The sequence below is a fragment of the Cohnella sp. GbtcB17 genome (assembly GCF_019091135.1).
Classification (GTDB): domain Bacteria; phylum Bacillota; class Bacilli; order Paenibacillales; family Paenibacillaceae; genus Cohnella.
Window position 1 is genome coordinate 47,946 of sequence record NZ_JAGXJW010000030.1, and the last position, 11,673, is coordinate 59,618.

8 protein-coding genes are annotated in these 11,673 nt (G+C 61.3%); 7 read left to right on the forward strand and 1 reads right to left on the reverse strand.

The window, feature by feature from the left end; genetic code table 11:
• Nucleotides 1–2: 2 nt before the first annotated feature.
• Nucleotides 3–2,480, forward strand: coding sequence for a DNA gyrase subunit A (gyrA, locus tag KVT38_RS17510; RefSeq protein ID WP_217595031.1), 2,478 nt, complete (start codon nucleotides 3–5; stop codon nucleotides 2,478–2,480).
• 94 nt (nucleotides 2,481–2,574) lie between these two features.
• Here gyrA and KVT38_RS17515 read toward each other — a convergent pair whose 3' ends face one another.
• Entirely contained in the window at nucleotides 2,575–2,751 is a 177-nt protein-coding gene (locus KVT38_RS17515) for a hypothetical protein (protein WP_217595032.1), read from the reverse strand.
• A gap of 213 nt (nucleotides 2,752–2,964) precedes the next feature.
• Here KVT38_RS17515 and KVT38_RS17520 point away from each other — a divergent pair, with 213 nt between their 5' ends.
• From KVT38_RS17520 to KVT38_RS17545, 6 genes are all read left to right on the forward strand, one after another.
• On the forward strand, nucleotides 2,965–3,432 hold the full coding sequence (locus tag KVT38_RS17520; RefSeq protein ID WP_368859117.1) for a MarR family winged helix-turn-helix transcriptional regulator: 468 nt from the start codon (nucleotides 2,965–2,967) through the stop codon (nucleotides 3,430–3,432).
• A 213-nt stretch (nucleotides 3,433–3,645) separates the two neighbouring features.
• On the forward strand, nucleotides 3,646–5,088 hold the full coding sequence (locus KVT38_RS17525; protein ID WP_217595033.1) for an SWIM zinc finger family protein: 1,443 nt from the start codon (nucleotides 3,646–3,648) through the stop codon (nucleotides 5,086–5,088).
• 13 nt (nucleotides 5,089–5,101) lie between these two features.
• A complete protein-coding gene (locus KVT38_RS17530) occupies nucleotides 5,102–6,919 on the forward strand; it encodes a HEAT repeat domain-containing protein (protein ID WP_217595034.1) in 1,818 nt (605 codons plus the stop codon).
• A complete protein-coding gene (locus tag KVT38_RS17535) occupies nucleotides 6,895–7,986 on the forward strand; it encodes an ATP-binding protein (RefSeq protein ID WP_217595035.1) in 1,092 nt (363 codons plus the stop codon). The genes KVT38_RS17530 and KVT38_RS17535 overlap by 25 nt, the downstream gene beginning before the upstream one ends.
• The gene (locus KVT38_RS17540; RefSeq protein ID WP_217595036.1) at nucleotides 7,983–10,352 is read left to right on the forward strand and encodes a DUF5682 family protein; all 2,370 of its coding nucleotides are present in this window, start codon (nucleotides 7,983–7,985) and stop codon (nucleotides 10,350–10,352) included. The genes KVT38_RS17535 and KVT38_RS17540 overlap by 4 nt, the downstream gene beginning before the upstream one ends.
• A gap of 3 nt (nucleotides 10,353–10,355) precedes the next feature.
• Complete coding sequence (locus KVT38_RS17545) at nucleotides 10,356–11,585, forward strand: VWA domain-containing protein (protein WP_217595037.1); 1,230 nt, start codon at nucleotides 10,356–10,358, stop codon at nucleotides 11,583–11,585.
• Nucleotides 11,586–11,673 lie beyond the last annotated feature (88 nt).

Below are 11,673 nucleotides of genomic sequence, written 5' to 3' on the forward strand. Positions count from 1 at the left end.
TTATGAGCTTGCTCGAGAACTTCTTGCCTGCGTTTTTGGAGGAGGTCGTTGGCGACCGCTTCGGACGCTATTCCAAATACATCATTCAAGACCGCGCGATTCCCGACGTTCGCGACGGATTGAAGCCGGTCCAGCGCCGGATCCTGTACGCGATGTTCGACTCCGGCAACACGCCGGACAAACCGTATCGCAAATCGGCGAAGACGGTCGGCGACGTCATGGGCAACTATCACCCGCATGGCGACTCTTCGATCTACGACGGCATGGTGCGCATGGCGCAGCCGTGGAAGATGGGGCACACGCTCGTCGACGGCCACGGCAACTGGGGCTCGATGGACGACGATCCGCCGGCAGCCATGCGGTACACCGAAGCGCGCCTGTCGGCGATCGCGATGGAGCTGCTGCGGGACATCGACAAACGCACCGTCCTGTTCAAGGACAACTTCGACAACACGACCAAGGAGCCGGTCGTGCTGCCCGCGCGGTATCCGAACCTGCTCGTCAACGGCGTCAGCGGCATCTCCTCCGGCTTCGCCACCGAGATTCCGCCGCACAATCTGCGTGAGGTCATCGATGCTTGTACCGCACTCATCGACAATCCCGATATGACGGTCGCCGATCTGATGCAGATCATGCGCGGACCGGACTTCCCGACCGGCGGCCGGATCATGGGCGAGGACGGCATCCGCGAAGCATACGAGACCGGCAAAGGGCGCATCTACGTGCGGTCCAAGACGGCGATTGAGGACATGCGCGGCGGCAAGCAGCAGATCGTCGTGACCGAGATTCCGTACCAGGTCGTCAAGTCCAAGCTCGTCAATACGATCGATCAGCTGCGGCTGGAGAAGAAGGTCGAAGGCATCGCCGAGGTTCGCGACGAGAGCGGAAGAGCCGGCATGCGCATCGTGATCGAGCTGAAGAAGGACGCGGACGCCGAAGGCATTCTCGCCTATTTGCTCAAAAAAACCGACCTCCAGGTCGCTTACAACTTCAACATGGTCGCCATCGTCAACAAGGCGCCGCGCCAGCTTGGCGTCAAGGCGATGCTGGACGCGTACATCGCGCACCAGCGCGAGGTCGTCACGCACCGGACGCAGTACGATCTGGAGAAGGCGGAAGACCGTGCACACGTGCTCGAAGGGCTCGTCAAGGCGCTTAACCTGCTCGACGCCGTCATCGAGACCATCAAGGCATCCAAAAACCGCCAGGATGCGCAAAACAATCTGGTCGCGAAGTTCGAATTTTCCGAACGCCAGGCTGATGCGATCCTGACCTTGCAGCTTTACCGGCTGACCAATCTGGAGATCAACTCGCTCCAGAAGGAACATGCAGACACGATGAAAAAAATCAATCAGCTTCGCGGCATTTTGAACAATCCGAAGAAGCTGATGGGCGTCATCAAGGACGAGCTCGGCGAGATCCGGGGCAAGTTCGGCATCGACCGGCGCTCCGTCATCCAGGGCGAGGTCGAGGAGCTCAAAGTCAATCTCGAAGTGACCGTGCCGGCCGAGGAAGTGCTGGTGACGCTGTCGCGCCACGGCTACGTGAAGCGCACAAGCATGCTGTCGTTCACGCGGTCCGGCGGCGATCTCGGCAGCACCGGGCTCAGGGAAGGCGACCAGCTGCGCTGGAGCCTGCAGCTGAACACGCTGGATTCGCTGCTGCTGTTCACGCAGAAGGGGATGTATTACCAGCTGCCCGTGCATCAGATCTCCGAGTTCAAGTGGAAGGAAAACGGGACGGCGATCGTCAATCTCATTGCGCTGCCGAAGGACGACCGGATCATGGCCGTCATCCCGGTTAAGGCCGGCGAGTGGAAGACGCTGGCCGATCTGGGCGAGCAGGGGCCGGCGCTCGTGTTCGTCACCAAACGCGGTCAGGTCAAGCGCACGCTCATGGCCGAATACGCGACCAACCGGAGCGCGGCGATCGCGGCCGTCAAGGTCGCGGAGGGCGACGAGGTTCGCTCGGCGTTCCGCAGCGATACGCCGCAGGAGATTCTGCTCGTGACCGAACAGGGGCTCAGCATCCGCATCCAGGAAGCGGACGTCAGCCTCCAAGGCCGCGTCGCCGGCGGCGTCAGGGGCATCCAGCTGCGCGAGGGCGATGCCGTGACCGACGGACTCCACGTATCGGGCGACGAAGGCGAGATACTCGTCATCTCGGACTACGGCTACGCCAAGCGCACGCTGCTGCTCGATTATCCGCCGCAGGGCCGCGGGGGCAAAGGCATCCAGACGTTTGAGATCAAGGAGGGCAAGCGCGTGCGTCCGAACGGCACGCGTATCGTCTCCGCTTATTACGTCAAAGACGACGTGGGCATCGTGACGGCGACGGCCGGCGGTTCGTATGGCGAGTTCCGCTCCGACAGCACGCCGCTCGAAGATCGCAGAGGCACCGGTAAGCTCGTCGGCGCGATCGATCGGAACGATCCGCTGGCCGAGACTTTCCTCAAGCCGCTGCCGCCGCAAATGCAATAAATCGCAGCAGCGGGTTAATCATTCGCGGGATGATTTAGCCCCAAAAAAGGCAGCACCGGATGTTTCTTGTCCGGTGCTGCTTTTTCATACAGCCTCAATCATATGGGCCATCCTGCGGATCGTAACGGTCAATCCACTTCAGCATCATTTCCAACACGAACCAGAGGGGGACCGGCTCCGTCAGCCGGTTGAGCCACCCCGGATCATCTATAATACCGGCTTCGCGCGCCATGATGCCGATCATCCGTATGCGTTCGTCCTCTACAGCCATGAAGACCTCTCCTTCTTTTCAACCGCACGCAGCGGCAGCGTACCGCCAACTGTCAGCATTATATGTCATAGGCTGTCGTCCCGTACCATACCGTGCGGATTTATGACGTAAATCATTAATGCGCTTAATCTATCTTTCGACATCGGGTTTGCATATAATTAAAGGAGAAGAGATTCGTCGGCATCAATTTCAAAGAGGAGAGGTGATCCAGAGGTGGAACCGGCTGCAGAGTTCGTGAAAAGCTGGATGAAGCTTTCGAAGGATTGGCAATCGCAGATGGAGGCGGAAATGTCCCCCCAGCTGACAGGAGGTCAGCTTCAAGTATTGGAGCTGTTGCAGGCGAACGAGCCGATGAAGCCCTCCGAGCTGCTGCCGCATCTGGAGACGACGCCGGCGGCTGTGACGACGCTGCTCGACCGTATGGAGCGCAATGGCCTTGTCAAGCGCACCCGCGACGAGAACGATCGCCGAATCGTATGGATCAGCACGACCGACTTCGGCCATACCGAGCGCGAACGCGGTCTTCGCATCCGCAGCGACATCGTGAACCGCTCGCTTGACCGGCTGTCAGCCCACAACCGCCAACTGCTCGTCTATCTGATCGGCAAGGTGTCCGGCACACGAGACAAGAAGCGAATCGCGTCCGGCGAAGAGTCGACCGCCATTCAAGCGACTTCCTGAAGCCGAAGTCGGGCATGAAGCGTTCATGAAGCGTTCATGTCAATGCGAATACGTTATTTTTCATTTCCAAGCCGAGCCTTCGGCTTATTTTTTTGTACGAAAGTACTGATTATTTTTCCAATTTAGAGGGTAATAGAAGAAGTTATAACGGCAGACAACCATTTTTAGCATATAATTGAAAAGTAAAGTCATAACGGAATTGCGAGGTCGAAGATGCCCAACATTACGGAAGCTTACGTAGACAGCTTGGCGCCGAACGCCGGCGCGATTAAGAACGGCAGGGACCTGGTCAAGAAAAACAGTTTCCCTCTGCTGAACGAAAGTCCGGATGGGACTTTGCTGTTTGGAGAATGCAAGGGCAGCGGCAAGGAACCGTACCGATGCTCCGTCGACTTCGTCAACGAGGCGAGCCCGGTATTTCGTTGCTCGTGCCCGAGCCGGCAATTTCCGTGCAAGCATGCGCTCGGATTGCTGTATGCCCGCGCGATGGGCAGCCCGTTTACGGCCGCGGCTGTCCCGCCCGATATCGCCGACAAGCGAGACAAGGCGGAAAAACGCGAAGAAAAAAAGAAGGACGCGGCAGCTTCCGAAGGGGAGGCGCCGGCAGCGAAACGCAAAGTAAACAAGTCCGCGCTCGTCAAAAAAATCGCCAGCCAGCTTGAAGGGCTTCGTTTGCTGGAAAAGCTCGTTCAGCAGGTCGTTCAATCGGGGCTTGGCAGCGTGGACAAAAAGACGGTCCGGATGATCGAGGATCAGGCGAAGCAGCTTGGCAACCACTATATTCCCGGCGTGCAGGCCAAGCTGAGGGAATTCATACATACGATGCAAGCGGAAGGAGATCGCGAAGCGATTTATTCGCGGGCGTTGGAGCAGCTTCTGTTTCTTCATTCGCTGGCGAAGAAGGGCGTTTCCTATTTGACAAAAAGAATGGAAGATCCGGAGCTGCCGATGGAAACGGACTCTTCTTTGGAGGAACAGCTCGGCCATGCCTGGCAGCTGGCGGAGCTTCGCGAATACGGCCGTGTACAGCCGAACGTCGAGCTGCTGCAGCTCTCGTTTTTGTCGTATGCGGATGCGGCGCGCGGCGAGTTCGTGGATGCGGGCTGGTGGGCGGACCTTGGCGACGGCACGATTCGCAGCACGCGGCATTTGCGTCCGTTCCGGGCTGCCCGGGCACTCAAGGAAGAGGACACCGTCCGCGCGGTCGTTCGAACGGAGGAGCTGTTCGTTTATCCGGGCGAGGCCGGCGCGAGAGTGCGGTGGGAGTCGTCGACGCAGCGGGATGCGCATGAAGGCGACTTCTCCAAGGTCAAGGCGACGGCGGCCTCGTCCTATGCGGATGTCGTCAAGCAGGTCAAAAACATCATTAAAAATCCGCTGGCGGATAAAACGCCCGTCATGCTGGTCGCGTATCGCTCGATCGACGAGACGGCGGACGGTTTTTGCCTTCGGGATGCGCAAGGCAAGTTGCTGCCGATAACGGATCTCGCCTCGAACGGGAGGAAGACGTCCTCCTTGATTGCTTTGCTCGGCGAAAAAGAGCTGAGGGATCAAGCGGCGCTGGTCATGTTTAGTCACCGGCTGGACGACAACCGCCTGAGCGCGCAGTTAATGAGTATCGTCACGGACAGCCGAATCATTCGGCTCCTTTACTAGAGGTGAAACGGATATGAGCATCGATATTTTGTTCGAACTGCAGCAAGAGACGCGGCGTCTGTTCATCGCGGGAAGCGCCTTGGCGGCGAACGATCTGCGGATCAACAAGCTGCTGCCCGGGCTTAAAAAGCTGGGCGAAACAGCGCCCGTATTTGGTCGTCTGGCGACTGCGGCGGAGGAGCTGCTCGCCGCCAGCAGGGAAGACAGCGCCGCCAAGTTGCTCGAGCTGTCGACGCTGCTCGTCGCGGTGCTTTATACGCAGGGCAAGACGGATATGGCCGGGGAGCCGCAACCGGTACAGGGCGCGGGGGTGGACCTTGCGACGGACGCTCCATTTCGCAAGCTTCATCCGTTTATCGAGGCGCTGACGACCAAAGGCCAGGGCCGGCTGGAGCAAATCCGCACTTCATTCGAGGACGGCAGCTTTCTGGACCTGCGCGCGCTGCCGGCAGTGTGCGCGGCGCTCGAGGACAGCTATTCGGAGATCGCCGATTTCGCGCAAGACAAGCTGGTTCCCGCCTTTGGCGCAAGCGCCGTCCCCGTGCTGCAGAGCCAGCTCGACCTGCAAGGCGGAAAAGCGGACGGCCGCAGGCTGCTGCTTCTCCACCGGCAGCTTGGCACCTCGATGCTAGAGCTCGCCGTAGAAGGCGCATCTTCCGGCTCGCCGGAGGTCAAGGTGGCGGCGATTTCGATTTTAGGCGCATACCCCGAGCAAGAGCCGCTCCTGTTGGCGCTCAGCCGGGAGAAGCGGAAGGACGTTCGCGCAGCCGCATTCGCGTCCCTCGCGAGCATCGGCACGACGCCGGCGCTGGACCGTTTGTACGAAGCCGCCGTCGCCAAGGACGACGCGATGGCCGTCGAGCCGATCAGGCAGAGCGGTTCGCCGCAGCTGCTGGAACGACTCATCCGGCACGGCGAGCAAGCGCTGTCGGACTATTTAAACGGAGAGGCCAAACAAAAGGCGGAGGCGTCCGAGCAGCTGCTGATCGTGCTGCAAGCGCTGGAAGGGGCGGGCAAGCAGATGGCGGCCGTTGTTTACCCGTTTGTGCACAAGCTGTTGTCCACGCCCGCCTATGTTGTTCCTGAGACGGAAAATGCGCAGGAAGCGGCCGCCGGCCTGCTGCTCGAGATGGAAACTCCCGAAGCGGACCGGCTCGCCATCGAGCTCGGGAACGGCGGCTTAGCGCCGTTTGTCCGGTACGGCTTCAAGGCGGCATTTCGCAGGTTGTCACCGACCGAGTTGTACGAACTTTATGCCGGCCAATTGACCGGTACGAAGTCCAAGGCGGCCAAGGAGCTGCTCGCGGCCGTGCGCGAGGTCGTCTATCGCGATGGCAACGACGAAGACGAGAGGAAATATGGCGAGCCGATCGTTCGCGAGGGAGCCTGGGACCCGCGATGGGTATCGTTATGGATCCGGCTCGATCAGCCCGGACTCGTGTGCATGTTCGCCCTGCGGGCCGACAAAGAGATCGTCTCGTATTTGACGGGCAAGCTGCGCGAAGCCAAATGGGGCGGCAATCAAGTCGCCGATATGCTGGCGACGTTGTTCCGGATCCGGTACAAGGAAGCGCCGGAGCGCTTCATGGAGCTGCTCGAACGAGGAGCGGCCAGAAATATGTACTATATGCATGGCCAGTTGAGGCGAATCGTTGCCAGCATGCCCAAATCGTATGTGCCGCGCCTGCGGGCGTTCGGAGAGCAACTGACGTACGAGTCGCTGCGCAGCGAGTGGATGACGCTGATCGAAGACATCGAACAGGCGCCGGAAGCGGCCGATGAGGACAACGGAAGGGGACTATGGGGATGGCTCAAAAGCAAGATGTCTTGAGATTGCCGGCGGAGCGGCTGTATGCGGAGGAACTCGAAGCGCTTAAGGAAGCGGACAGGGAAGTCAAACCTGCGGGCTGGCAGTTGTCTCCCAAATCCGTCCTTACGTTCATTACGGGCGGTCAGGTCGGTTCGACGACGATCAAGCCCAAGTATATCGGCAACAAACGACTGGTAGAGATGGCGATCGCGACGCTGCTCACCGACCGGGCGCTGCTGCTCATCGGAGAGCCCGGCACCGCCAAGTCGTGGCTGTCGGAAAATTTGACCGCGGCGATTCACGGCGATTCGTCCAAAGTCATACAAGGGACGGCGGGCACCAGCGAGGAGCATGTTCGCTATTCCTGGAACTACGCGATGCTCCTGGCGCAGGGGCCGTCGGATCAGGCGCTCATCCGCAGCCCGATTTTCCGCGCGATGGAATGCGGCGGCATCGCCCGCTTCGAAGAGATCTCACGCTGCGCCTCCGAGGTGCAGGACGCGCTCATCTCCATTTTGTCGGAAAAGACGATCGCGATTCCCGAGCTGAACAGGGAAGCGTCGGCCGAGCGCGGCTTCTCGATCATTGCGACGGCCAACACGCGCGACCGCGGGGTGAACGAGATGTCGGCGGCCCTCAAGCGCCGCTTCAATATCATCGTCCTGCCCGCGCCGGCGAGCCTGGAGACGGAGATCGACATCGTGCGCAGACGCGTAAGCGAGATCTCGTCGAACTATGAGCTTAGGGCGGCGCAGCCGGACGACGATACGATCCGCAAGGTCGTCACGATTTTCCGGGAGCTTAGGAGCGGCACGACGCTCGAGGGCAAGGAGAAGGTGAAGCCGCCGACGGGCGTCATCTCTACGGCGGAGGCGATCTCGCTGCTGACCGGCAGCATGGCGCTGGCGGGCAGCTTCGGCGACGGCCGTATCAGCGACGAGGATGTGGCCGCAGGCTTGCAGGGCGCGATCGTGAAGGACGAAGAGAAGGATCGTATCGCCTGGAAGGAATATTTGGAGAATGTCATGAAAAAGCGGGGGGCCTCTTGGCGGAGCCTGTACGGCGCCTGTGCGGAGATGAACCGGTGAACGGGGCGCGGGAACCTCATTTTTTCGGCATTCGGCATTTGTCGCCGGCCGGGTCTTATCACTTGCTCGCGCTGCTGGACGAGGTGAGGCCCACGGCGGTGCTGATCGAGGGGCCGAGCGACGCGGGCGCGCTGGCAAGCCAGCTCGTCGCGCGCGGCGTCGTGCCGCCAGTGGCGCTGCTCGCCTATACGGCGCAACTGCCCGTGCGGACGCTGCTGTATCCGTTCGCCGAATATTCTCCCGAGTACCAGGCGCTGCGTTGGGCTGCGCGCAACGGCAGCGAAGCCGAATGGATCGACTTGCCGACCGACGTGTCGCTTGCGCTGAACGCGCTGCGGCAAGATCGGTCGACTGAGGCCGATCTGCCGAACAAGAGCGACGACGGCGTGCCTGCTTCGACGGAGGACACCTTTGAAGGCTTGCCCGGCGAGACGAATACCGGTGAGCTGCAAAGGGATTTTTACGCCCGTATCGCCGAGCTTGCCGGAGAGCCGGACTTCGAATCTTACTGGGAGCGTCATTTCGAGCATCGGCTGGGACACGGCGCTTACCGGCAATCGATCTCGCGGTTTTCCGAAGAAATGAGGGCATGGACGGCAGGCGAGGAGCGTCGCCGCGCTCCGCATGAAGCGGCGTACAACGAGATACGGGAAGCCTTCATGCGGCGCAAAATCCGCGAGACGCTGGAAGGCGGCCACGATCCTGGCCGGATCGTCGTCCTGACCGGCGCCTACCATACGTCGGCGCTGAATGCGTCGCTGCCGGCGATGACCGACGAGGAGCTTGCGCTTTTACCGCGCGTGCCGACCAAAATGACGTTGATGCCCTATTCCTATTACAAGCTGTCCTCGCATTCGGGCTACGGCGCGGGCAACGCGGCGCCCGCGTACTTCGAGCTGATGTGGCAGTGCATGCGGCAGCGTGAGCTGGATCGCCTGCCGGCCTTGTATTTGTCTTCCGTCGCAGCGCGCTTGAGAGAAGCGGGGACGTACCGTTCGACGGCATCGGTCATCGAAGGCGTGCGGCTCGCCGGGGCGCTCTCCGCGATGCATGATGGCGAGCACCCGACCTGGAAGGATCTGCGGGACGCGGCCACGATCCTGTTCGGACACGGCGAGCTGTCCGTCGTCGCCGAGGCGCTCGCAAGGACGGATATCGGCACGGCGATCGGCAGCCTGCCCGAGGGCGTCAGCCAGACGCCGATCCAGGACGATCTGAACCGCGAGCTCGCGAGGCTGAAGTTGGGCAAGTACAAATCGCTGGTCGCTGCCGACCTTGCGCTCGATCTTCGCGAGAACCGGAGCGTGAAGTCCGCGGATTCCGCTTTTCTCGACCTCAATCGGTCCGTTCTGCTCCATCGCCTGGCGCTACTGGGCATTCGCTTCGCCCGCAAGCAGCATCGGCGGCAGACGGACGCGACTTGGGCCGAGCACTGGGTGCTGCAATGGTCGCCCGAAGCCGAGATCGAGATCGTCGAAGCGACGATCAAGGGAGAAACGGTGGAATTGGCGGCGGCCTATGCGATACACGAGCAATTGCTCGCCTGCGACAACATGGCGGATGCCGCTAGGCTCATTCGGCAGGCGGGTGAATGCGGCCTGCCCCAAGTCGCGGGCCAAGCGGTTGCGGCGCTGCAGCGGCTCGCCGTCGATGCGGGCAGCTTCGCGCAAATCGCGCAAACGCAGCGCGAACTGTCGGTGCTTATGCAATACGGCTCGGTGCGGCGCATCGATACGGCGCCGTTGCTCCCGATCTTGCGTCAGCTGTTTCTGCGCGGCTGCCTGATGCTGCTGGAAGCCGCGGGCTGCAACGACGACGCGGCGACGGAAATGATGTCGGCCATGAGCGCCATGAACGCGGTTGCGCAGGAGCATGATACGGAGGTCGACGAGCCGCTCTGGCTGGAGCAGCTCAAAGCGCTTGCCGTCCGCGACGACCGCAATCCGAGACTGTCCGGCTATGCGTTTTCCATATTGCTCGAGCGCAACGAAGCCGGCGAAGAGACGTTTTCGAGCGAGGTCGCGCGCCGGTTGTCGCCGGGCATGGAGGTCGATCTCGGCGCGGGTTGGTTCGAAGGCTTGGCGATGCGCAACCGGTACGCGCTGCTGTCGCGCGACTATTTATGGCGGCATCTCGACGAATATATCGGCGGACTGGAGCCCGAACCGTTCAAGCGCTCGCTCGTCTACCTCCGGCGCGCCTTCGGCGCCTTCGAGCCGCGGGAGAAGGCGGCGATCGCCGAGCTGCTCGGCGAGATCTGGGGGACGGGGGCGGAGCAGTCGGGTGAAATCTTGCAGCGTCCGCTGGACGAGGAAGAAAAGGAGCGATTGGATGAGCTTAACGAATTCGACTTCGGGGACCTGTAGCCGATGACGACGATCGATGCGGAACAAACGAAACGCTGGCGGCTCATCCTGGGCGCTGCGGCGGAGGATAAGCTGGCGGACGCAGGCGGTGCGGCGGGCGCCGGCGCGCGGCTGGACGAGGAAAGCCTGCTGATGGACGAAGCGCTCGCCGCGATCTACGACGGAACGACGGGGGGAGCCGACGGTTCGGGGGCTGGAGCCGGCGCGGCGGGCGGCGGCGCGAAGACGGCCGGCCTGGGCGCGTCCGCGCCTAAGCTCGCGAAGTGGCTCGGCGACGTCCGCTCCTTTTTTCCGTCGGACATCGTCTCGGTCATTCAAGCGGACGCCGTGCATCGAAAAGGATTGACCAAGCTGCTGTTCGAGCCCGAGCTGCTCGCGAAGGTAAAGCCGGACATCGGGATGGTGGCGACGCTGATGTCGCTGCGCGGACAAATTCCCGAGCGCACGAAGGAGACGGCGCGGACGCTGGTGCGCGAGGTTGTGGACGAGATCGTCCGGCGGCTGGCCCAGGAGCTGACCTGCGCGGTGACCGGTTCGCTGAACAAAAGGCGCCATTCCCCGCTGCCCTCGCTGACGGGACTCGACTGGGACAAGACGATCCGCAGCAATTTGAAAAATTACGACGTCGAGAGACGACTGCTTATCCCGGAAAAAGTTTACTTTTTCGACCGGGCGCGAAAAAGCAAGGAGTGGACGGTCATTCTCGACATCGACCAAAGCGGCTCGATGGCGAATTCGGTCATCTATGCGTCGATCGCGGGATCCATCTTCGCCAGCATGCCCGCGCTCGAGACGCGCGTCGTCGCGTTCGACACCGAGGTCGTCGATCTGAGCGAGGCGTGCGCGAACGATCCTGTCGATCTGCTTTTCGGCATTCAGCTTGGCGGCGGAACCGACATCAACAAGTCGGTCGCCTACTGCGAATCGTTCGTGACCGAGCCCAGGAAAACATTGTTTCTGCTCATTTCCGATCTGTACGAGGGCGGCAATCGCACGGAGATGATCCGCAGGCTGCGCGACCTGCACGAGTCGGGCGTTCGTACGATGTGCCTGCTCGCCCTCTCGGACGACGGTGCGCCGGCTTACGACGAGGAGGTCGCCCGCAGGCTCGCCCAGTACGGCATCCCTTGCTTCGGCTGCTCCCCGGACAAACTGCCCGAGCTGATCGAAGGCGCGTTGAAAGGGATGGACCTGGTGCAATTGGCGGATCGCGTCAAGCAAGCGAAAAGCTGATCTTATGTATGTCGGTCTTGGACGGCGTTTCAGTGCGGGACGGCGCCGATCCGGCGCCGTCTTTTTTGCGGACAGATGGACAAGTTTT